The sequence below is a fragment of the Micromonospora sp. LOL_024 genome, from assembly GCF_048060415.1.
Classification (GTDB): domain Bacteria; phylum Actinomycetota; class Actinomycetes; order Mycobacteriales; family Micromonosporaceae; genus Micromonospora.
Map to the genome: position 1 here is coordinate 221264 of NZ_JBHMIS010000001.1, position 21244 is coordinate 242507.

The 21244-nt window shown below is 71.2% G+C and carries 20 protein-coding genes; 12 read left to right on the forward strand and 8 right to left on the reverse strand.

Annotated features, from left to right (window positions below):
- The first annotated feature begins 87 nt into the window (after positions 1-87).
- Positions 88-1047 carry an asparaginase gene (locus ACFHWY_RS01040; RefSeq protein WP_416578163.1) on the forward strand — a complete coding sequence of 320 codons (960 nt, stop codon included), beginning with the start codon at positions 88-90 and terminating at the stop codon, positions 1045-1047.
- A 172-nt stretch (positions 1048-1219) separates the two neighbouring features.
- Here ACFHWY_RS01040 and ACFHWY_RS01045 read toward each other — a convergent pair whose 3' ends face one another.
- The gene (locus ACFHWY_RS01045) at positions 1220-2020 is read right to left on the reverse strand and encodes an alpha/beta fold hydrolase (RefSeq protein WP_416578164.1); all 801 of its coding nucleotides are present in this window, start codon (positions 2018-2020) and stop codon (positions 1220-1222) included.
- A gap of 111 nt (positions 2021-2131) precedes the next feature.
- Here ACFHWY_RS01045 and ACFHWY_RS01050 point away from each other — a divergent pair, with 111 nt between their 5' ends.
- The 5 genes from ACFHWY_RS01050 (at position 2132) to ACFHWY_RS01070 (ending at position 5904) form a co-directional block, all read left to right on the forward strand.
- Positions 2132-2800 carry a helix-turn-helix domain-containing protein gene (locus tag ACFHWY_RS01050; protein WP_416578165.1) on the forward strand — a complete coding sequence of 223 codons (669 nt, stop codon included), beginning with the start codon at positions 2132-2134 and terminating at the stop codon, positions 2798-2800.
- A gap of 2 nt (positions 2801-2802) precedes the next feature.
- The gene (locus ACFHWY_RS01055; RefSeq protein ID WP_416578166.1) at positions 2803-3609 is read left to right on the forward strand and encodes a hypothetical protein; all 807 of its coding nucleotides are present in this window, start codon (positions 2803-2805) and stop codon (positions 3607-3609) included.
- 69 nt (positions 3610-3678) lie between these two features.
- Positions 3679-3993: a DUF2516 family protein gene (locus ACFHWY_RS01060; protein ID WP_416578167.1), complete on the forward strand. Its 315-nt coding sequence runs from the start codon at positions 3679-3681 to the stop codon at positions 3991-3993.
- Positions 3990-4877 (forward strand): alpha/beta fold hydrolase, encoded by an 888-nt coding sequence (locus tag ACFHWY_RS01065; protein ID WP_416578646.1) that lies wholly within the window; start codon positions 3990-3992, stop codon positions 4875-4877. Before ACFHWY_RS01060 ends, ACFHWY_RS01065 begins: the two co-directional genes overlap by 4 nt.
- 112 nt (positions 4878-4989) lie before the next feature.
- Positions 4990-5904, forward strand: a complete 915-nt coding sequence (locus ACFHWY_RS01070) for an SDR family oxidoreductase (RefSeq protein ID WP_416578168.1) — start codon at positions 4990-4992, stop codon at positions 5902-5904.
- Here the strand turns inward: ACFHWY_RS01070 and ACFHWY_RS01075 are convergent.
- The 5 genes from ACFHWY_RS01075 to ACFHWY_RS01095 are packed head-to-tail and all read right to left on the reverse strand — an operon-like array spanning position 5888 to position 9595.
- Positions 5888-6760: a helix-turn-helix transcriptional regulator gene (locus tag ACFHWY_RS01075; RefSeq protein ID WP_416578169.1), complete on the reverse strand. Its 873-nt coding sequence runs from the start codon at positions 6758-6760 to the stop codon at positions 5888-5890. The two genes, ACFHWY_RS01070 and ACFHWY_RS01075, sit on opposite strands and share 17 nt — an antisense overlap.
- 6 nt (positions 6761-6766) lie before the next feature.
- Positions 6767-7414, reverse strand: a complete 648-nt coding sequence (locus tag ACFHWY_RS01080; protein ID WP_416578170.1) for a response regulator — start codon at positions 7412-7414, stop codon at positions 6767-6769.
- On the reverse strand, positions 7411-7785 hold the full coding sequence (locus tag ACFHWY_RS01085; protein ID WP_416578171.1) for an ATP-binding protein: 375 nt from the start codon (positions 7783-7785) through the stop codon (positions 7411-7413). The genes ACFHWY_RS01080 and ACFHWY_RS01085 overlap by 4 nt, the downstream gene beginning before the upstream one ends.
- Before the next feature lie 27 nt (positions 7786-7812).
- Entirely contained in the window at positions 7813-8277 is a 465-nt protein-coding gene (locus ACFHWY_RS01090; RefSeq protein ID WP_416578172.1) for a hypothetical protein, read from the reverse strand.
- 22 nt (positions 8278-8299) lie between these two features.
- Positions 8300-9595: an ATP-binding cassette domain-containing protein gene (locus ACFHWY_RS01095; RefSeq protein ID WP_416578173.1), complete on the reverse strand. Its 1296-nt coding sequence runs from the start codon at positions 9593-9595 to the stop codon at positions 8300-8302.
- 157 nt (positions 9596-9752) lie between these two features.
- Between ACFHWY_RS01095 and ACFHWY_RS01100 the strand changes: the two genes are divergently transcribed.
- The 3 genes from ACFHWY_RS01100 to ACFHWY_RS01110 all read left to right on the forward strand — a co-directional run bounded on the left by ACFHWY_RS01100 (position 9753) and on the right by ACFHWY_RS01110 (position 13709).
- A complete protein-coding gene (locus ACFHWY_RS01100) occupies positions 9753-10562 on the forward strand; it encodes an EI24 domain-containing protein (protein WP_416578174.1) in 810 nt (269 codons plus the stop codon).
- Between the two features lie 318 nt (positions 10563-10880).
- Positions 10881-12107, forward strand: a complete 1227-nt coding sequence (locus ACFHWY_RS01105) for a ricin-type beta-trefoil lectin domain protein (RefSeq protein ID WP_416578175.1) — start codon at positions 10881-10883, stop codon at positions 12105-12107.
- A 78-nt stretch (positions 12108-12185) separates the two neighbouring features.
- On the forward strand, positions 12186-13709 hold the full coding sequence (locus tag ACFHWY_RS01110; protein WP_416578176.1) for a hypothetical protein: 1524 nt from the start codon (positions 12186-12188) through the stop codon (positions 13707-13709).
- Here the strand turns inward: ACFHWY_RS01110 and ACFHWY_RS01115 are convergent.
- Positions 13688-15661, reverse strand: a complete 1974-nt coding sequence (locus ACFHWY_RS01115; RefSeq protein WP_416578177.1) for a hypothetical protein — start codon at positions 15659-15661, stop codon at positions 13688-13690. The two genes, ACFHWY_RS01110 and ACFHWY_RS01115, sit on opposite strands and share 22 nt — an antisense overlap.
- Positions 15662-15870: 209 nt before the next feature.
- Here ACFHWY_RS01115 and ACFHWY_RS01120 point away from each other — a divergent pair, with 209 nt between their 5' ends.
- Positions 15871-17370 (forward strand): S8 family serine peptidase, encoded by a 1500-nt coding sequence (locus ACFHWY_RS01120; RefSeq protein ID WP_416578178.1) that lies wholly within the window; start codon positions 15871-15873, stop codon positions 17368-17370.
- Between the two features lie 78 nt (positions 17371-17448).
- On the opposite strand, the gene ACFHWY_RS01125 is transcribed toward ACFHWY_RS01120, so the two are convergent.
- The gene (locus ACFHWY_RS01125) at positions 17449-19071 is read right to left on the reverse strand and encodes a ricin-type beta-trefoil lectin domain protein (RefSeq protein WP_416578179.1); all 1623 of its coding nucleotides are present in this window, start codon (positions 19069-19071) and stop codon (positions 17449-17451) included.
- A gap of 387 nt (positions 19072-19458) precedes the next feature.
- On the opposite strand from ACFHWY_RS01125, the gene ACFHWY_RS01130 reads away from it, so the two are divergent.
- Together ACFHWY_RS01130 and ACFHWY_RS01135 are read left to right on the forward strand one after the other, a co-directional pair.
- Positions 19459-20028, forward strand: a complete 570-nt coding sequence (locus tag ACFHWY_RS01130; RefSeq protein ID WP_416578180.1) for a sigma-70 family RNA polymerase sigma factor — start codon at positions 19459-19461, stop codon at positions 20026-20028.
- Between the two features lie 69 nt (positions 20029-20097).
- Positions 20098-21024 (forward strand): zf-HC2 domain-containing protein, encoded by a 927-nt coding sequence (locus tag ACFHWY_RS01135; RefSeq protein WP_416578181.1) that lies wholly within the window; start codon positions 20098-20100, stop codon positions 21022-21024.
- Positions 21025-21244 lie beyond the last annotated feature (220 nt).

Sequence of the window (21244 nt, forward strand, 5' to 3'; positions counted from 1 at the left end):
TCCGGCGTTCGTAGCCCTACACCCGGAGGTGGAGTACCTGTTCACCCCGGTGTCTGGCCGGCCGGACACCTCGGTACCGTCCACATCGTGGACAAGACGTACGAGGGTGGCGTGCCGCTCGCCGAGGTGGTCCGGTCCGATTTCGTGGAGGGCGTACACCGCGGCTCGGTGGTGGTGCTCGACGCCGCCGGTGGGACGCTGGTCGCTGCCGGTGACGTGACCTCTGCCATTTTTCCCCGCTCGTCGAACAAGCCGATGCAGGCGGTCGGGATGCTCCGCGCCGGACTGCCGCTGACCGAGCCCGCCGACCTGGCGCTCGTCGCGGCCAGCCACGCGGGGGAGGAGTTCCACCTGTCCCGGGTCGCCGGGCTGCTCATCGGTGCCGGGCTCGACGGCGACGCCCTGCACTGCCCGCCGGACCTGCCGGCCGGCGAAGAGGCGCGGATGGCGGTGCTGCGGGCCGGCGGTGGCCCCAGCCGGATTCAGATGAACTGTTCCGGCAAACATGCCGGCATGGTGCTGACCTGCCGATCCGCCGGCTGGCCGATGGACGGCTACTGGCGGCCGGAGCACCCGCTCCAGCAGCGGCTGCGCGACACTGTCGAAGAGTTCACCGGCGAGGAGGCGGTGGCGGTCGGGGTGGACGGGTGCGGCGCCCCGGTGCTGTCCGCGTCGCTGAGCGGGTTGGCCGCCGCGTACCTGCGGCTGGTCGTGGCCGAGGCCGACCCGATGACGAGCGCGGTGGCCGACGCGATGCGCGCACACCCGGAGATCATCGGCGGTACGCAGGCCGACGACACCCGGCTGATGCGTGGCGTACCCAACCTGCTGGCGAAGGTCGGCGCGGAGGGTGTCATCGCCGCGGCGCTGCCGGGCGTCGGCGCCGTGGCCCTGAAAATCGACGACGGTGCGAGTCGGGCCCGGATGCCGGTGCTGGTCTCGGCCCTGCGGCGGCTCGGCGTCGACGCGCCCGTGCTGGCGGAGTTCGCGGAGCTGCCCCTCTTCGGTGGCGGCCTGCCGGTAGGCGCCCTCCGCCCGCTCTGGTAGCCCACCCAGCACCCCGCGCCACCCTGCCCCTCCCACGCCACCCCGGGCCGTCCCCGCGTCGGGCCGTCCCTGCGCCGATCTAGGGCTAGGTGTCGCTAGTCGATCTTCAGCAACGACACTCGGCCCTAGATCGGCGCGGGAGGGGCGGCGCGGGAGGGGCGCGGTGGGTGGTTTAGTGGGGGAGGAAGTCGAGCAGGGCGGTGTTGACCGGGGTCGGACGCTCCAGCGGGAGCAGGTGGGCGGCGTCGGGGATGTCGGGCAGGCGGGTCGCCCGCGGTGCCTCGGCCGCGATGCGGTCGGCCAGTTTCCGGATGTCGGGCACGTCCGCCGCGCCCGCGCCGGTCAGCACGGGCATGCGTAGCTCACCGAGCCGACCGATGGCCGGCGGGTCGAGTTCGGCGACGTCCACCGCGCTGAGTGCCAGTTCGGCGGCGAGCGCACGTTCGTCCATCGCGGTGGCGAAGGCGATCAGCTGCGGGTCGACGTCCGCCGGTTCGCGCTCTGGGCCGACCACCCAGAACCGCACCTCGCCTGCCGCGGTGGCGGCGAAGTCCTCCGGGTCGAGGTCGCCGACCAGGGTTTCCCACAGGTCGTTGGTCTGTTCGGACCAGTCGTGGCCGGAGACGGCGGCGCCGAGCAGGGCGAGCGCGCTCACCCGATCCGGATGGGCGAGCGCGGTGTCGATCGCCACCGCCCCACCGAAGGAGCATCCGATCAGGGCCGCGCTGTCCAGATTGAGCGCGTCGAGCAGGCCGGCGACGTCGTCGTGGTGGGCGAAAGCGGTGGCGGGCAGTTCGGATTCGCCGTAGCCGCGTAGGTCGAGGGTGATCACGCGGTGCCGGGTGACGAGTGCGTCGACCTGTTCGCGCCACATGCGACGGTCAGCGATGCCGGCGTGCAGCAGGAGGACAGGGGACCCGCTGCCGACCTCGTTGTACGCCAGCAGCGCGCCATTTACTTTGATCTTGGTCACGGCGGGACGTTACGGCTGGACGGGAGAGGTGTGCAACCGGCGGGTGAGATCCTGCTAACTATGGCAAGCATTTTGCTTGCAGCTGCTAGCGGCGCGGGCTAGCGTTGACTCATGGCCACTTCCAAGGACCTTCCCGACGTCGGCGGGTTCATTCGTGACCTGCGGCGGAATGCGAAGATTTCGCTACGGCAGCTCGCCGAGCAGACGGGGGTCAGCAACCCCTACCTGAGCCAGATCGAGCGCGGTCTGCGCCGGCCGAGTGCCGAGGTGCTGCAGCAGCTGGCCACCGCCCTGCGGGTCTCCACCCCGGCGATGTACCTGCGGGCCGGGCTGCTCGACGACAAGGAGGGCCAGGGCGTGCTGGCAGCCATCGCGGTCGACCCCGACCTCACGATGGCGCAGCGGCAGTCCCTCACTCAGATCTACGAGACGTTCCGCCGGGAGAATGCCCGTTTCGCGGAGGCGACCTCGGCGGCCGGCGGTGCGGACGAGGGCACCGGCGTTGCGAATCCCGCGCCCGGCACGTCCGGCGGTTCGGGTACGTCCGGCACGTCCGGCACGAGCGACGTCAACGCACCCGACCTGGCCAATCTGGCCGCTACGGGTCCTACCACCGCGGCGGGCACCCCGACAGAGGCCGTCATCGAGTCGGTCGCCGTGACCGAGGCGGGTGCGGCGCCCGCGCCGAACCGTGCCGAAGCGTCAACCCGCACCCCAGACAGGAAAGCTACCCGCAAGGTGGTCCGAAGGACCGCGACCGCGGTCGAGGAGGAGAAGTAGACATGACCCAGCCGAAGACCAATCGCATTCCTGCCCCGATCTACGCCGCCGCCGGCGCCGGTGAGCTGGCCCTGGAGCAACTGCGCAAACTGCCCACGGTGGTCGGTGACCTGCGTGATCGAGTCGTCGCCGACGGCGGCAGGGTCGTCACCGACCTGGGCGGTAAGGCCGTCGTGACCGGGTTCGAGCTGCGCCAGAGGGCCAACGACACGCTGCGCAACGCGAACCAGGCCGCCGAGTCGTTGCGGCAGAAGGCCGCCCCGGCCGCCGATCTCAGCCGGCTGCGCGAGCACACCGACCTGGCAAAGCTCCGCGGGGCCACCGACCTCAACCAGCTTCGCCAGGCCACCGACCTGGAGCGGCTGCGGGACCTGGCCACCCGGAACGCCGCCGCGGTCGTGGCAGGTGCGCACGTCGCCCAGGAACGGGCGCTGGCCGTCTACGGCGCGCTGGTCACGCGCGGGGAGCGGGTCGTCGGCGCGGGTGTCCTGGAAGTCGCCGAGACGGTGAACACCGACATCGAGGCCACCGAGGCCACGGCGGAGCCCGCCGCCGGGCCGGCGCCGACCGCCGCCACGTCGGTCAAGGAGACCCAGCCGGCCGCCGGGAGCGCCGGGGCCACGCAGGACAAGCCGGCCGAGGTGCCGAGCCCGGCCGAGGTGGCCGAGATCGCGGAGGCCAAGCCGGCCGCCGCAAAGAAGTCCACCCGGTCCAAGATGACGACCCGCCAGCCCGCCGTCAAGCAGCCCGCTACCCCGTCGGCGAAGCTGCCCCGGGGCGCCAAGCGGAGCCGGCCGGCCGGCGAGTGACGCGACTGTCGGCGCCCCCGGGCCGTCCTGTCGCCACGGATCCGGGGTCGCCGGCATAAGCTTGCCCTCATGGCCAACGCCGCGCCGATCTTCGTCTTCGACGTCCGCACCGTGATCGAACTGATCCTCTTCGTCTTCGCGCTGATCGTGCAGGGGGTGGCGCTCGTGCACGCCATCACGCAGCGCTCCGACGCCTTTCCCGCAATCGGCACCCTGCCGAAGGGCGGCTGGATCGCGATCCTTGCGGTCACCCTCCTGTTGACCCTGCTCACCCGCTCCACCCTCAGCATCTTCGGACTGATCGGTGTCGCGGCCTCTCTCATCTACCTGCTCGACGTCCGCGTCGGTCTGCGCGACCTCGGCGACAACAGAGGGTCGTGGTGAGAGCTTTTCGCTGGCCCCCACCGCCAGACGGCGGACCGCGGACCTGCGGTCCCGGCCCGGGCGGGCCGCGCACCGGCCGGCCACCGCTACCCGAGCCGGAGACCGAGCTGGTCACCACCCCGCACGGCGTACGCCTGGAGCGACTGGTCACCGGCACCGGTGATCCGGTCACCGTGTTCGCCCACGGCCTGGGCAACGGCATCGCCACCACCCGGCCCTTCGGCAGCGGTGTCACCGGACGCAAGATTTTCTTCCAGTTCCGGGGCCATGGCCGCTCCGACGCGCCCGACGGTCCATGGAGCTATCTGGACCTTGCCCGCGACCTGCGGGCGGTCGCCGATCTCGGCGGCGCGACCCGGGCCTTCGGGGCGAGTCTCGGCGCGGGTGCCCTGGGTCGCCTGCTGGTGGAGAGTCCGGAGCGCTTCGACCGGCTCGTCTTCTTCCTGCCCGCCGCCCTCGACCGGCCGCGGGGGCCGGTCGCCCGGGCCCGGCTTGGCGAGCTGGTTGCGGCGGTGGAGAGCGGGGACGCCGCTGCGGTGGCCGAGGTCGTATCGACCGAGATGCCGCCGGCTGTCCGCAACACCCCGGCCGGCTGGGCGTACCTTCGCCAGCGGCTGGATCACCTGCTGCGCGACGGGCTCGCCGCCGGGCTGGCGGACCTGCCGGACCAGGCGCCGCTGCCCGACGTCGGTGCGCTCGCGAAGGTGACCGTACCGGCGTTGGTCATCGCAGCCGAAGGCGACGACCTGCACCCGGTGCGGGTGGCAGAGCAACTCGCTGCCGCGCTGCCCCGGGCGACCCTGCACCGGTACGCCCGGCCTGGTGTCCTGTGGACCGAACGCGCCGACCTGCGCGGGCGGATCTCCGACTTCCTCAACGGGTAGCCTGCGCTGTGACGTGCGTCACACCAGGGTCGGCGAGTCGGCAGTCTGGATCGTCGGGTGGGCCAGAGATACCTGACCTCGATTGTCAGGTATCTCTGGCAGCGTGGGCGTCATGACGAAATCGCTTACCGGAAGGGTGGCGCTGGTCGCCGGGGCAACCCGGGGCGCCGGCCGGCAGATCGCCGTCCAGCTCGGCGCCGCCGGTGCCACGGTCTACGCCACCGGCCGCAGCAGCCGCGCCGGCCGCTCCGAGCTGGACCGGCCGGAAACCATCGAGGAGACCGCCGAGTTGGTGACCGCCGCGGGCGGCACCGGGATCGCCGTCCGGGTCGACCATCTGGTGCCGGACGAGGTGCGGGCGCTGGTGGCGCGGATCGACGCCGAGCAGGGCCGGCTCGACGTGCTGATCAACGACGTGTGGGGCGCCGACCCTCTGATCACCTGGGAGAAGCCGGTCTGGGAACAACCGCTGGATGCCGGCTTCCGTATGCTGCGGCTGGCCGTCGACACCCACGTGATCACCAGCCACTTCGCCCTGCCGCTGCTGATCCGCCACCCCGGTGGTCTGGTGGTGGAGATCGGCGACGGCACGAAGGCGTACAACGAGGGGAACTACCGGCTATCGGTCTTCTACGACCTGGCCAAGACCTCGGTCAACCGGCTCGCCTTCAGCTGGGCACACGAGCTGAAACCGTATGGCGGCACGGCCGTCGCGCTCAGCCCCGGGTGGCTGCGGTCGGAGGCGATGTTGGAACACTTCGGCGTCACCGAGGAGAACTGGCGCGACGGCGCGGCCACGGACCCGCACTTCCTCATCTCGGAAACCCCGGCGTTCGTCGGGCGGGCGGTCGCCGCGCTCGCCGCCGACAGCGACCGGAGCCGGTGGAGCGGCCAGTCGGTCTCGGCGGGCGACCTCGCCACGGTGTACGGCTTCACTGACGTGGACGGCAGTCAGCCGGATGCGTACCGCTACATCACCGAGGTGGTCGACGCCGGCAAGCCCGCCGACGTCACCGGCTACCGCTGACCGTCTCCAGCTGCCGTTCGCCGTCGGCGTCGGTGTAGAGCGCGGCGGCCCGCGCCGTCGCCTCGGTCATCAGCGCCCGCAGCTCCGGTGGGTCGAGCACCTCCACCTCCGGGCCCAACCCGAGCAGCTGGGTGTACGCCACCTCGGCGGACTCGACGGGCAGGCGGGTCGTAACCCAGCCCTGCCCGTCGGGTCCGGAGGCGGCGGCGATCGCCTCCGCGCACCCGAACGGGATCTCGGTCAGGTGTCGGAGCCGGCGCAGGCCGGCGGGGCTCAACCGGATTGTCACCTCGGCCCGCAGCATGCTCCGCAGGAACGCTTCGGCGTGCGCCCGCCAGTGCCCGGCCAGGTCGAAGCCCGGCTCCCGGTCGAAGGTCTCCTCGTGTGGCTCGACGGCGCTGACCCGGTCCACCCGGTAGGTGCGGATGTCGTCACCCACCCGGCCGATCAGGTACCATATGCCGCTCTTGAGTACCAGGCCGTAGGGGTGGGTCCGCCGGGTGACGTCACGCTCCCCGCGCCGGTAACGGAGGGTGATCACCTGGTCCCGCCAGACCGCGCCGGCCAGCTCGGCCAGCCCCATGTCGCCGGCCGGGCCGGGCAGCCCGGCGAGGAACAGCGCCTCGGCCTCGTCCCGGCTCATCCCGGTCAACCTGGTCCGGTAGCCGCCGAGCAGCCGGTAGCCGCCGGTCCGACCCCGGTCGGCGTAGACCGGCACCCCGGCGGAGGACAGCGCCAGCACATCCCGGTAGATCGTCCGCTCGGAGACCTCCAACTCCCGCGCCAGCTCCGCGGCCGTCAGCACCTCACGGGCCTGCAACAACAACAGCAACGAGATCAAGCGTGACGCCCGCACCCACGCTCACCGCCCGCCGGGAGTGAGCAACCCCCGGTCGTACGCGACGGCCACCGCTGCGGCCCGGTCGTTGACTCCGAGCTTGGCGTAGACGTGCAGCAGGTGCGTCTTGACCGTGGCTTCGCTGATGAACAGCCGGGCGGCTGCCTCCCGGTTCGACGAGCCGCGCGCCACCATCGTCAGCACCTCCAGCTCGCGTTGGCTGAGCGGCCCCTCGGCCGGCCCCGGGTCCCGTAGGCGGCCCATCAGCCTGCCGGCCACGCTGGGCGCTAGCACCGACTCGCTTCGTGCGGCGGATCGTACCGCCCGGACCAGTTCCTCCCGGGGCGCGTCCTTGAGCAGGTAGCCGGTGGCGCCGGCCTCGATCGCCGGCAGCACGTCGGCATCGGTGTCGTACGTGGTCAGCACCAGTACCTTCGCCGGGCTGCCTGAGCGCACCAGCCGGCCGATCGCGGTGACCCCGTCCATGCCGGGCATCCGCAGGTCCATCAGGACCACGTCGGGCCGCAGCGTCGCGGTCAGGGCCAACGCCTCGGTGCCGTCCGCCGTCTCGCCGACCACCTCGAACCCGGGGTCGCCGGTGAACATGCCGCGTAGCCCGTCGCGGACCACCGGATGGTCGTCGACTATCAGCAGGCGTACCGGGCTGGTCAACCGGCACCGCCGGGCAGGGCTGGTACCGAGGCCGAGATCGCGGTGCCGCCGCCCGGCTCGGACTCCACGGCCAGCTGGCCGCCGACCCGGGTGACCCGCTGCCGCATGGCTGTCAGCCCGTAGCCGCCGTCCGGGTTCGGCGCTGCCGCCCCGCCGGTGGCGTCGAGGCCCGCCCCGTCGTCGCGGACGTTTAACGTGACCACATCCGACATGTACGAAAGGGTGACACCGCCCCGGGAAGCGGCAGCCTCGGCGAGCTGGCAGTTGGCGGCGCCGAGCTCCGCCATGAACTGCTTGCGTTTGGCGTGCTGCTGCTCGCCGATGAGGTCGAACCAGCTGACCGCGCCGGCCAGGACCAGATTGACCAGCATCAATGCCAGCCACAGCGGCCAGTTCGATTACGAGGCCGTCAGGCCGCCGCCCTGCGCGGTGGCGACCAGCACGGCAGTGGCCGCCATCCCGGCGAACCGCCACCGCCCGTTCAGCACGAGGAAGGCGTGCAGGAACCCGACCCAGGCGAAGAAGCCGTACCACGGGCTCGCGGCCACCAGGAGGGCGGCGAAGGTGAGCAGCCCCACGTAGTAGACCGCCATCGCCCGGTGCTGTCCCCGCCAGGCCGGGTGCAGGGTGACGAACCAGGTGATCCAGCAGGCGGACGTCGCGGCGATGACCAGGGTGGGCGGCATCGGCAGGCCGCCGGGTGCCGGCGCGAAGGCGGCCAGCAGGGACCCCACGAGCAGCCCGCCGTAGGGCAGCACCCGGTGGAAACGTGCCTCCCGTGCCCGCCAGTTGGCCAGCCGGTCGTCGTCGCCGGGCATCGCGTCGTCGCGGCCGGTCGTCGGGTCGCCCCCGCTGCTGGTCATCCCGCCCCTTCTCGCCATGCGCTCACTCCCAGCGGAACAGCTTCGCCGTGCCGGCGCCGGCCGCTACCGCGATGACCGCCATTATCCCCAGGTGCAACGGCTGCGGGGCGGTGCCGGTCCAGGCATCGAGCAGCGCCTGTACACCGGGTGGGGTGTACGCGCCGATCTCGGCCAGGAAGTCGGGCAGCAGGAACCTGGGCAGGTAAACCCCACCGAAGAACATGATGACCATGAATACGGGTACGGTCAGCGCCTGTGCCGCCTTGGCCGTCGGAGCGACCGCCGCGACCAGCAGGCCCACCGCGAGCAGCGCCGCCGCGCCCAGGATCAGGGCAGCCGCGAATCCGAGCGGATGCTGCGGCAATGGTGTGCCGAACGCCAGCCGGGCGACCACGGCGAGCAGCACCGCGCTGGCCAGGATGCCCACGAGGGCCAGCACGAGTTGGGCGGCGAGCAGCGCCAGTGGGCTGGCCGGGGTGGTCGCGAGCCGGCGTAGGATGCCGCGCTCGCGGTAGGTGGCCACCGAGGTGACCGCGTGCAGCATGTCGTCGGTGCCGGTGACCACCACCTGGGCGCCACTGCGGGTCACGGCGGTCACCTGCGGCAGTTCGGTGAGCAGCCGGTCGTCCATCGGCGCGGACGGCCGGAACCGGATCCGCTGCTCCGGTGCCACTGCAGAGACCAGCCCGGCCGGGCTGTCCAGCGCCACCACCCGCCCCTGGTCGATCACGGCGAGCCGCTCGGCCTCCTCCATGAAGTCTGTGACCAGCACGATCGTCACCCCGCTGTCGCGGACCCGTTCGATCAGGCCCCAGGTGTCCCGGCGGGCCTGCGGGTCCAACCCGGTGGTCAGCTCGTCCAGGATCGCGATCTTCGGGTTGCCGACCAGTGCCAGCGCGATGGACAGTCTCTGCTTCTGGCCGCCGGAAAGCTTGTCGTACCGGGTGTTGCGCTTGGCGCCGAGCCCCAACTCGTCGATCAGCCGGGCCGGGTCGGCCGGGTCACGGTAGAACGAGGCGTACAACTCCAGCGCCTCCGTGACCCGCAGCCGGTCGGGTAGCTGGCTTTCCTCAAGTTGCGCGCCCACCAGTTGGCGGAGTCGGGCGGCGTCCCGGCGGGGGCCGAGTCCGAGGACCGACACCCCGCCCCTGTCCGGCACCCGCAGCCCGGCGACGCACTCCACAGTGGTGGTTCTTCCGGCACCGTTCGGGCCGAGCACCCCGAAGATCTCGCCGGCTGCGACGCTGAACGACACGTCGTCCACCGCCACGGTCTCGCCGTAGCGCTTGTACAGGTTGGTCACCTCGATGACCGCCATGGCGTCGCCCTTCAACGTCGGTGTTCCGGGTAACTCTTCAGGGGCGCGACGGCGGGCCGGCGGCGCATCGACCAGCCGGCGGTGAACTACCCGGCACCGGTTGACCCGACCGTTCCGTCAACTGGTTGATGGGCGGCCAGGCCCTAAGCTCGTCGGCGTGAACGCATCCGAAATTCCCGGCACCGCCGTGGGTGCCGCCCGTCGCTTCGCCGGCGGGGCCGCACTGCTGCTGCGAGGCATCGGCCTGTACGTACGCAGCCCCGGACTGATGCTGCTCGGTGTCGTGCCGGCCCTCATCTCCGGGGCGATCTTCCTGGCCGCGTACGCCGTCCTGGTGTTCTTCGTGGACGACCTGGCCGTCGCGGTGACCCCGTACGCCGACGGCTGGCCGGCCACGGCGCGCAGCCTGGTTCGGGTGATCGCCGCGCTGGCCTTTCTCGGCCTCGGCGGTCTGCTCGCGGTGCTCACCTTCACCGCCGTCACCCTGGTCATCGGTGACCCCTTCTACGAGAAGATCTCCGAGCGGGTGGAGCAGCGGTACGGCGGCGCGCCGGACACCGTCGAGGTGCCGTTCTGGCCGTCGCTGGGGCGCAGCGCCACCGATTCGCTCCGCCTGGTGGCATTCGCGGCGCTCTTCGGCGTCCCGCTGTTCGCCGCCGGCTTCATCCCGCTGATCGGCCAGACCGTGGTACCGGTGATCGGCGCGGCCGTCGGCGGTTGGCTGCTCGCCGTGGAACTGGTGGGCTCACCCTTCTATCGGCGGGGCAAACGACTGCCGGACCGCCGGGCGGCACTGAAGGTGGACCGCGCCACCACGCTCGGCTTCGGGGTGGCGGTCTTCGTCTGCTTCCTCATCCCGCTCGGCGCGGTGCTGCTGATGCCGGCGGCGGTGGCCGGCGCCACCCTGCTGGCCCGCCGTTCGCTTGGCCAACCCATCACGGTGGGCGGGTTGACCGGCGGTACCTGAACGCCGTGACGCTCGATTCGCGGGCTTCTTGCGGGCTTCTTGGGATGGAGAAGCGCCTGTGGCCGCGAGCGTGATGTCACACAGCCATTTTTTGTCTGTGTGACATCACGTCTGTTCACTGGATATCCCTCGCGCCCCACGGTGAAGCGTCCGTCGCGGGTGGGACGGACGCTCTCCCGCGCGGTGAGGACCCGCACCCGCTTCGTTTTCGAAACCGTGCCGGTGGTGGGTGAACCAGCGGCGGTCCTGCGCCGTCATGCGCGTGCCGCAATCGTGCGCGGACCCGTTGCGTCCGCCAGTCAGGCCAGTGGAGGACCAATGACTCTGGGTACGGGCTCGCTCTCGATCCGCCGGGCGTGGACGAGCACAAAAGCCGCTCTGGTCGTCGTGGCGGTGCTCGCTGCCGGGCTGATCGTGGTGATGTCGAGCAGCTCCGACGCCGTCGCCGGTGAGCGGGTGACCTTCGTCAACGCCACCGGCGAGACGTTGTGGGTCGGCGCGGGCGAGAGTGGGGACGGCTCGCTCAGGATCACCGGCATGCCTGTCCTGCGGCCGGGTGAGTCGAAGAGCATCGTGATTCCGGACGGCGGCCAGCCGGGTCACTGGCGCGGCAGGTTCTTTGCCCGGCAGCGGTGCAGCGGAGACCCCGGCAGCACGTTCAAGTGCCTCGTGGGCGACTGCGGTCCCCACCTGGACCACTGCGAGAGAGGCGCGGAACCGGTCAGCCTGGCCGAGTTCAACTTCGACCAGAACAGCCCTGCGGCGCCCTGGTACAACGTCAGCTATGTCGACGCGCTGTCGACGACGATCACGATCGAGGCACCCGGGGCACCGAATCCGGCCGTCGCCGGAAGCTGCGTCAGGTCGGACTGCTCGGGTGGGCAGATGCTCGCCGCCTGTCCCGAGGCACACGCTACGCATGATCCGCAGAACGGCGACCGGATCAACTGCGTCAACCCTGACCGGGACGCGGAGAGCGCCTACACCGCAGCACTGCGGCCCTTCGGCCCGCGGGCCTACCTGTGGTCGACCCATGACAAGGAGCCGGGCAACGAGACCGTCTTCAACTGCCCCGGCTGCGCCGACTTCACGGTCACGTTCCGCAACGGTGGTGCCTCGGCCGCGCCGCCCGCCCAGCAGGGCCACGCCCCGGACTCCGCCGCGTTCGGCCTGCGCGGGTACGCGGACAAGTGCGTCGACGTGCCGGGCGGTATCTCGGCCGACGGCGTGCAGTTGCAGCTCTGGCAGTGCAACGGCAGCCCGGCGCAGCAGTTCACGCGCGGTCCGAACGGCTCCCTGACGGCGCTCGACAGGTGCATGGATGTCGCCTGGGCGGCGCAGGACAACGGAACGAAGGTGCAGCTCGCGGACTGCAACGGCGGGCCGGCGCAGATCTGGGTCGCCGAGGACGGCATGGTGCGCAATCCGCACTCCGGCAAGTGCCTCGACGTACGTGACTGGAACGCTGACAACGGAGCACCCTTGCAGATCTGGGAGTGCAACCCCGGCCAGGAGAATCAGGTCTGGCGGGCTGTCCGAGGCTGAGTTCTCCGTGGGCCGGCCGCCGGATGGCGGCGGCTGGCCACGTGGTGCGATGAACCGACCGGGAGCGAGAGGATACGGATGGAGTCACGGCGCGGCCGACCGACGGCGAGGGTCTGGTGGGCGTTACCGCTGCTGCTGGCGATTGTCGTCGTGCCGTTCGCTCCGGCCGCCGCGGCCGCTCCGGCCACTGCGGCACCTGACGAGACCGGTAAGTACTACGTGGTCGGACGACCGGTCAACGGCCAGCGAGAGTATCTGTACAGCATCTCTCTCGTCACCTTGGGTAACGGGAATCGCTTCCGCGAGATCATCGATCTCAATCGGGGCCGCAGGCAGCCGGACGGTGCGATCTTCACCGACGGCGTCGAGTTGGGTCCGGGTTGGATCCTGGTGCTGCCCCGCAACGCCGACGGGCCGGGAGTGCGGACCGGTGCGCTTCCGGCGATCGGGCCGCCGACGCCCGAACCGTCCAAAAGCACGGCGCAAGCGTCCCAGAGCGCGGCGGCACCATCACCCTCGCCGGGGGTCACGACGCGGTCAGCCCCGAACGCGGAGCAGTTGCCTTCGACGGCTGCGTCGCCGGTCGTTGCCGCGCCTCCGAAGGAGTCCGGGCAGCCGCGCCTCGACCCCAACCTGATCCGGATCGGCGCGGGCACGCTCGCCGTGCTCCTCGCTGTCGGTGCTGTCCTGATGCTGCCCCGAAGGAGGCGTCAGATGCGGTCGGTCACCCTCGATGACGGGCCGTGGCCGCCGGAGCGGCATCACACGCCGACGCCAGCAGAACTCGACGCCCTCGTCGCCAGCATCACCCCACCGGTGGCCCCGCCCGACCCGGTGCCGCCCGACCCGGTGTCACCGGCTCCCACGCCGCAGCCGTCAGGAGAACCCGGAGCACCGGTGCCCGTCGGGCCGCCTCCACCCGACTGGCCTCCCTTGGACGGCGCGTTACCGATCGGCGGTGCGCCGCCGCCCCCGGTGCCACTCTCGCGGCCGGCATCGGTGGTACCGGCTGGTTCGGCGCAAGACGGTGAGCAGGTGGTCGTCGCGGACCTGTCCCGGCCGACGCTGCCGGCCGACGGTGACGTGCCGTACGTCCGGGCCGAAGTGCGCACCGAGGCCGGTCCGATCGTGGTCCGTCTGATCGGTGTCACCACTGGTCCCAGTACGCCCGCCTACGCCTGGCTCGCCGAGGGCGAGACGGCGCCCGTCGCAGCCGTACCGCTGGTGCTCGGACGCCGGGGGGCGTGGCGACTACAGGTCGACCTCGGTCGGGCACCCGACGTGTTCACTCTGGTTGGTGACCTCGACGAATGCCGCCGGCTGGCTGCTGCCTACGCCCGGCAGTTGCGCGCGGGCGGCGTCGGCGTCGGCGTCGTCGGTGACGCACTCGGCGCCGAGGGCCTCGACGACTGCCATCGTCTGGACGGGCTTCCCGAGCCGGGCGAGATGGATGCCGACCGGTATGTCATCGTCACCGCGGGCCTGCCGAAAGGCACCGGGATTCGAGGGCTCGCCGCGGCCACGGGTGGTCGCTGCATACCCGTGGTGATCGGTCCGGTCCCGAACGGCCGGTGGACAGCTCAGCTCGGCGCGGGGGACTGAAGCTGAGACAGTACGGACGGCAGCGGCCCCTTCGGCAGCCGGGGTACGCGCTGCCAGGCATCCGCCTCGGCGCGGTAGGCGCCGCGTACCCGTACCCGTGGGTAGGAGCGGCTGCTCAGGATCAGCTCCACCTGCGCGGCGCGCAGCGGTTCGGCCTGGGACCGGACCCGGGTGAGTGGGGCGAGCAAATCGGCGGTCGACATCACGTCGATCGCACGTCCCCTCGGCACCGAAAGCTCCAGCAGCAGCCGTCCCGGCTGGACCGGCGGCCGGCGCCGGTGCAGACGAAGCCAGACGCGCGGCAGCCGGAGGCGGTCCGCCGGCAGGAGGGCGTACGCCCGGCGGGTGCCGAAGGTCGGCCATCGTCGCACCTCGTTGGGCAGGCCGGCGAGGGTGCGGGCCCGGGAGGTGCAGCGGATCGTCAGTGGTTCGCCCTCGCGGTCGCCGTTCGGCGTCAGGCGACCGGTGTGGTCCACGGCGAAGGTGTCCACAGCGAAGGTCCGGTCCAGGCGCGCGGCCGGCAGGAGGTACGCCTCGCGGAGGCCACGTAGGTGCTGAAGGCGTGCGGGCAGGGCGGCCCGGAGTACTCCCATCGGGATCGCACCTCCCGGCTCCACCCGTACCCGTAGCAGTCGGCTGCCATCGGGCACCGATCTCGGGTCCAGGAACGCGAGCAGGAAGAGTTCGGCGCCGGGCAGGCCGTCGCCGATCGGCCGGGCGCCTACCGGCGCGTTGACGAATGCCTCGAACTGCTCTGCGTTGACCTGTTGTGCCGCCGACAGCCATCTCGGACCGTACGCCGACCGGCTTTTCTCGGTGGTCAGCGGGGGACGGGGAAGCGGCAGCACCGGAACGTCGGGCGGTGACGGTTCTGTCTCCGGCGACTCGCCAGGTGTCGACTGGTCTCTCTGCTCGGGGCCCGTGTCCGGCGCGGACGGAACACTGCCGGACAGGCGGACCAGCCCGGTGTAGACCGGCACGAGCAGGCCGGTCGGTGTCGCCCGGAGTGCGGGTGGGCCCAGGGCGGTCCGGGGCCGGAAAGCATGCCACTCGCCTGGCCTTCCCGCCTGGTCGATCGCACGTAGGTCCTGCCGCCCGTCCACCAGTTCCGCGCTGCCACCTGGTGGTGGTGTCCAGACGGTGGCACCGGTCGTCTCCGCCAGCTCCTGCGCCTGGACGCCGAGCCGCTGCTGCTCGTCCGGATCGGACGGCCAGGTGAGCCAGAGCCGCAGTTCGCTGCCGTAGAGCGGAAGGTCGCCCAGCAGTGCGGCGAGTTGGTCGCCGGCGCACACCCGTTGGGTGCCGCCGTAGTCGCCGACCAGGAAGCCGCCGGATCGGGCGGTGACCGCGATGGTGACCAACCCGTCGGAGGCCGTGTTGAGCCGGTGTGCGGTGGCTCGCCGGGTGACGAAGTCGGCCCGGGTTGCCAGGACGACCCCGCCCTGCAGGGGTAGGCCGACAACGCCGGTGCGGGGCCGAACCAGCCCCTGGTCCAGGGTGAACCAGCCGGGCAGGGGGGTCGCCAGCTCGGGCGGCTGGATGGCGATCCAGTCCCGGACCTGGCGGGTGGTCCGATCCAGCGGCACGGCGTGCAGCGGACCACTGCCGGTGTGCCGGTCGTGGTGCCGGATCACCGCCCCGTCAGGGCTCACCAGTACGTCGTGGGCGAGCAGTCCAGCGACCTCGCTGAACAGCTCCGCGTGCCGGGTGCCGTCCTGGGTCAGGATCCGCACGTCGATCGCGGTCTCGCCGGAACGCCTGACCAGATCGGTTATGGCCGAGGCGGTCAGCGGCCGATCGGGCTTGTCCGGTACCACCAGTCCACCGTGGATGCCGGGCTCCAACCAGAGGTCGAACAGCCCGGTGACCCGGCGGTGCCGGCGGGGGTCGAAGCGGCGCGTGGCTGGCGGCTGGTCGACGCCCGCGGCCGTCGTGCTCGTTATGGCGTACACGCGCTCACCACCGTCCGTTCGGCTCGACGAGTCGCCGCCAGGCCCGGGCCGCGTGCGGCGGCCCATGTCTTCACGACGAGAATCATCGGACACCGGTTCACTGGATGCGAAGGTTTCTGCCGATCGGATTGAACGGATCCGGCGCTGATCCGCTGTAGAGGGTGTCGGCCGGGTCGTTCGGCCGTGGGCTACTGAAGGAGGACAGATCAGTGCTGGCGAACGTGGGACGCCTGATCACGGGCGTGGCGGTTGCCTGCTGCCTGGTCGTGGCGATGGCCGGTACGTCGGCGGCCCAGAAGGCTCCGCCGGACCCGCAGGCCTACGTCAAGTATTACGTTGTCGCTGCGACGTACCAGGGGCAGCCGGAGAACCTCGCCGAGATCGCGAACCGGTTCCTCGGTAGCGGCGAGCGATCTGCGGAGATCTACAACCTTAACGCCGGGCGCGTACAACCGGATGGGGCAAGCCTCACCGACCCGGCCCGGCTCAACCGTGGTTGGTACCTGGTGTTGCCGTGGGACGCGGCCGGCGAGGGAGTCGACTACGGGCAGGTGCCGTCCGGCGGCGCCACACCGACCAAGAGTCCAGAGCCCACCAGGACCGCGAAGCCGTCGGTGAGCCGCAGTCCCGGTCCCGGTCCCAGTCCCAGTCCGAGTCGGAGCGCCAAACCGTCTCCGACGGGGACGAGGAGCACGGCCGGCTGCACGGCCGTCGCCGCGTCGAGCAGCCGCTCGGACTGGGCACAGCTGCGGATGGCGGCCGACGGCGCCTGGGACATCAGCCGTGGCAACGGCGTCATGGTGGCGGTGATCGATTCAGGGGTGGACGGCAAGCTCGACCAGCTCAGTGGCCGCATCGCGGTAGGTGCCGACGTCACCGTCGGGAACGGGCGCGGCGACACCGACTGCCACGGGACCGGCACCGCGATGGCGAGCATCGTCGCCGCGACCGCCAGCGCCGACCGGACACCGGCCGGTCTCGCACCGGACGCCACGATCCTGCCGGTGCGGATGGTGGGAGCGTCGGGCAAGAGTCGGGCCACGGACGCGGCGAACGCCATCGAGGTGGCGGTGAGTGCCGGTGCTTCGGTGGTGGCTCTCGGCTCGCACGTGGACCTGTCCGCTCCGGAGGTCGTCGCTTCGCTGACCACCGCACTCAGCCACGACGTGCTCGTGGTGGCCGGCGCGCCGACGAAGCCGGTCACGCTTCCGGCAGCTGGGGACTCCAACGCCTCCGGCTCGCTGCTGCTGGTCGGCGGGGTCGGTGCCGACGACCAGCTAGTCGAGGAGTACCAGCCGGATGCTGTGGAGGTGGTGGCTCCCGGGGCGGACGTGACGGGCGTAGGACCGGGGAAAGCGGGCCCGCTGAGCTACACGGGTACCCGTTTCGCCGTCGCCTTCGTCGCCGGTCAGGCAGCGCTCGTCCGGGCGGCATTCCCGGAGTTGAACGCCGTCCAGGTCGAGCAACGGATTCTCGGCACCGCCGACGCACTGGGCGGTGGCGCCCTCGACAGGTACGGCTCCGGAATGATCAACCCGGCGGCCTCGGTCGCCCGGCCGATCGAGGCCGAGCGTCCCGTCGGGGCAGGGACGGACAGTGATGACGGTGGCGGCGGTGCGATGGGTGCGCTCGTCCTCCTGGGACTGGCGCTCATCGGAGGCGGTGCCTTCCTGGCGCTGCAACTGCGTCGCCGCCGGGCCTACGGCTGACCGGTCTTCGATGAGTTACGGCAAGCGGGGTACGGGCGAAGGCCCGTACCCCGCTTCGTCGGAGTCCTGCTGCTGCCGCTACCGCTTGCGCCAGGTCTGCTCCGTGTTGCCGACGTAGATCCACAGTTCCAACGGCTTGTCGCCGTCCACGTGCATGTTGACGTCGACCGACTTTCCGTTGAGCTTGCTGATGATGCCGCCCTGGTTGTTGAACTGCCAGTACTGGGCCGGGTTGCCACTGCAGTAGGCCACCTGGATCGAGGTGCCGTCCGCCGAGGCGGCCCAGGCGACGTCCATGCAGAGGTCACGGGATCGGATCGTGCCGTCGTTTCGGAAGTCCCACCACTGGGATGGTTCCTCTCGGCAGGTCTTCAACAACAGCCGAGTCCCGTCGCCGGTGCTGCCGGAGCTGACGCACTTGCCGGTGTGCGGATGGAAGATCTGCTTCAGTCCGGCCGGCCGGACCGGCTTCGGCTCGGCGGTGCTCCGGGTGGGCGCCGCGGTGGTCGGTTTCGGCTCTCTGACCGGCGGTTTCGGCTCGACGGTGGGCGGGGCCGGCGCAGTGCTCGGCGGATCGGCCGACTCGCTTTCCTGCGGCTCGGGAGCCGTGGTCGTCGGTGCCGGTTCGGCCGGCGTGGGCTTGCTGAGCCGGGAGTCGAGCACGTAGAGGTCGTTGAGGGCCTTCACCGCGCGAAGGAACGTCTCGGTCGACTGGTCGAGCGTGCCGCCGGTCTGCCGCACGCTGGTCGGGCCGTTGCGGTAGGCGGCCAGCGCCAACAGGTACGGGTCACCGTCCAGGCCGGACAGTTCGGTGACCAGAGCACACATCGTGTCCCCCACGGCTGGAACCGCTGCCGCAGGGTCCCAGGCCGAGCCACCCTCCGGCCCGTACGCCTGCCAGACGTCGGGAAGGAACTGCGCGACGCCCCGCTGCCCGTTCGCGCCCAACAGGTTGGCGTCGAAGCCGGAAAGTGCCATCAGTTGGGCGGCGACCATCGGTGGGGTCACCTGTTCGCAGACCGATCCGGCCGCGACGACGAGGGGGACGTATTCGGTGGGCACCCCCTTGGCCTCGTTGGCTGGTGGGGCGGTGGGCGTGGGCTCGCCGGAGCCTCCGAACTGCTTCAGTCTGCCGTAGTACCCGGCGTAGCCACTGACCAGGTCGATGTACTCGACCGCACCGGCAGGCACCCCTTTCGCCTCGGTGACCCTGGGCAGGCCACTGTGGAAGGCGGCTACCGAGAGGCGCCACGCGTCCCCGGTGACGCCGGCCAGACGAAGTTGACCGCTGAGGTCGCACATCTGGTGGGCCAGTGCCAGAACGCTCGCCGAGATGTCCGATCGGACGGCGTTCGGCCACGGCTTCCACGCCTTCCAGTCCTCGTCATCGAGGCCGGCGATGCCCTTGCCACCGGACGCGGTCTGGGATGCCTTGTTGTTGAGGCCCGATTCGGCCATCAACTGACCGGCGATCTTCGCCGGGTCGAGGATGGGGCAGGAGCGGGCGGCGGCGGTGATGGCCGTCATCTGCTTCTGGCTCACCGGATCGCCGACCACTGTGTCGTCCTGGGCAGAGGCGACGCTCCAGTTGATGGTCGCGAGTACGGCGGCCAGCACGGCCAGTGCGGCCAGTACGGCCGCCAGCAGCTTGCGCGGCGTGGGGCCGATGGTGAACTTGTGTGGTGTGAGGTCGGTTGTCACGGGCCATCCCTTTCGGCGGCGACACTGTCGTGACGGATTGCCGCGACCCGGCGTTCAGATCCGGCGCGATTTTCTTGAGAACCTCGGGCGAGTGGTGAACCGAGTGGGTCGTGTGGCCGTCATTCGGTTGGTGCGCGGCCCCGATCGGCAGCCACGTGAGCGTACGCCTGATCGTCCACAAAGGAGTTATATGGCCCTGACCAGCACCCTCCGGCGCACTGCGGTGGCCGCCGATGCGAAGGTGACACGGCCGGCGGATCCAGCGTCCGTCTGCGATCTGCGCCCCCGCCACGGTCGGGCTATGCTACCGCCCAGGGCCGTCGGGGTGAGGGCGTGTAGCGTCCACCCGGACGGCAGGGTGCGATCCGTCCGTCAGGGAGGCGGTCTGTGTCGGGGGTGCCCAACGAGTCGGTTGGACCGTGTCTCTCGGACAGTGCCGTCGTCGAGCCGTCCGCCGCCGCGACGCTGCTGAATCAGGTCGTTGAGGAGTACCGCCGTCCCCTGCACCGCTTTCTCACCCGCCTGTTACTCGGGCAGCAGGAGCTTGCCGAGGACCTGGTGCAGGAGACCTTCCTGCGCGCGTGGCGGCACGCGGAGACACTCGCCGCTGACCGGTCGAAGATCGCGCCGTGGCTCTACACGGTCGCCCGACATGTGGCGATCGACGCGATGCGGGCCCGGCAGGCGCGGCCGCCGGAGGTCAGCCTGCCCGATCTCAACCGGGTGCCTGACACGGATGACGAGATGGATCGGGTGGTGAATGTACACGCGGTCCGGCTCGCGCTGACGAAGATCAGCACGGAGCACCGTGAGGTGCTCCGGGAGATGTACTACCGGGGCGCCTCAGTCGCCGAGGCGGCGGTGCGTCTGGGGATACCCGAGGGTACGGTGAAGTCCAGGGCCTTCTACGCGGTGCGCGCACTGCACGCCGCGATCGGTCCTACCGAATCGTTCTGATGTCCTAGCCGGCATCGGGCCCAGATCAGCGAACACCGCGTGGTGCCGACCCGTTGAGGAGAGGGCTGGATGCGCGCAGGCGGGGATCACGCCATGGCCGAGCGGGAGAGACTGACTCTCTACCTGCTGGGGGCCTTGGACGATGCTGGGCGCGAGGCATTTGAAGATCATCTTGCCGGTTGCTGGCACTGCCTCGGCGAGGCAGCCACGATCGGTCCCGCCATCGGCGGGCTCACCGGGCTGGGTGAGGCGGACTGGTCAACTCCCATACCCGAGGCGCTGCTCCCCGAGTCACCGGTCGCTGAGCTGCCGACGCCGGCGTCACCTGTCGTCGAGAAGCCGGTGTTGTCGGTGTCCGATGAACCAGCACGGGAGGACGCCCCCGACGCGGCGTCCGGTGACGGTGGCCCGAGGCGCGATCTTAGCGACGATCCCGAGCGTGTCCCGGGGGCTTGTGGTGTGGCCGCAACGCGCAGGCGCGACGCAGGAGACGTGGACGCCGCATCGGTCCGCCCGACCGGCAACCGCTCGGCCGGTCGACGTCCGTCCGGCGCGCGTCCGCCGTCGACGGCTGGTTCGCGGCGCCGGCGCCGGGCCCTGTGGGTCGGCGCGATGGCGGTCGTCCTGGTGTTGGCCGGCGGGGTGGTCGCGGTCAACGAATGGGCCGCAGGCCCTCCCCCGGTGCTGACCGCCTCGGGGGAGGCGCCCGGCGGTGCCAGCCTTTCCGTCGCCATCACCGTCGGCGACGCAGAGAGTGCCACCATCCGGATCACCGCCACCGGCCTGCGGCAGGGCATCCGTTACCGCCTGTTCGCGGTGACCCGCGACGGCGCCACCCACGTGGTACGCGACTGGACCGCCTCGTCCGGGCCGCAGGAGGTGGCCGGCGAGACCGCCCTACCCGTCGACGAGTTGGCGTTCATCACCGTCGGGCTGGTCGACGGCTCCGCGATCGTCACCGCGCCGATCGCCCGGACCCCGGCGTCACCTGACTGACCGGCTGAACTCGCCTCGACCTGCCCGGCCCGGTCGACGGGTCCGTGGCCACTCCTCGCCCTGCGCGGCACGTTCGCCTCGGCACCGGCCGCCCGGGTGCCGGGTGAGCCCGTCCTCGTCGTCGCTATCGGGCCAGGCAGGAAAATCGTCGGACGGGTGAACCGGGACGGTGCCCCGTCCGTCATCGCGGCCAAGGGTGGCGTGAGCAGACGACTTCGGC

Excerpts from the sequence above, each read along its gene's own strand:
- ACFHWY_RS01050 (WP_416578165.1), top strand. The coding sequence starts at position 2,132 with ATGGCCACTTCCAAGGACCTTCCCGACGTCGGCGGGTTCATTCGTGAC.
- ACFHWY_RS01105 (WP_416578175.1), top strand. The coding sequence starts at position 10,881 with ATGACTCTGGGTACGGGCTCGCTCTCGATCCGCCGGGCGTGGACGAGC.
- ACFHWY_RS01055 (WP_416578166.1), top strand. The coding sequence starts at position 2,803 with ATGACCCAGCCGAAGACCAATCGCATTCCTGCCCCGATCTACGCCGCC.
- ACFHWY_RS01135 (WP_416578181.1), top strand. The coding sequence starts at position 20,098 with ATGCGCGCAGGCGGGGATCACGCCATGGCCGAGCGGGAGAGACTGACT.
- ACFHWY_RS01090 (WP_416578172.1), bottom strand. The coding sequence starts at position 8,277 with ATGACCAGCAGCGGGGGCGACCCGACGACCGGCCGCGACGACGCGATG.
- ACFHWY_RS01095 (WP_416578173.1), bottom strand. The coding sequence starts at position 9,595 with ATGGCGGTCATCGAGGTGACCAACCTGTACAAGCGCTACGGCGAGACC.
- ACFHWY_RS01110 (WP_416578176.1), top strand. The coding sequence starts at position 12,186 with ATGGAGTCACGGCGCGGCCGACCGACGGCGAGGGTCTGGTGGGCGTTA.
- ACFHWY_RS01060 (WP_416578167.1), top strand. The coding sequence starts at position 3,679 with ATGGCCAACGCCGCGCCGATCTTCGTCTTCGACGTCCGCACCGTGATC.
- ACFHWY_RS01085 (WP_416578171.1), bottom strand. The coding sequence starts at position 7,785 with ATGCTGGTCAATCTGGTCCTGGCCGGCGCGGTCAGCTGGTTCGACCTC.
- ACFHWY_RS01070 (WP_416578168.1), top strand. The coding sequence starts at position 4,990 with ATGACGAAATCGCTTACCGGAAGGGTGGCGCTGGTCGCCGGGGCAACC.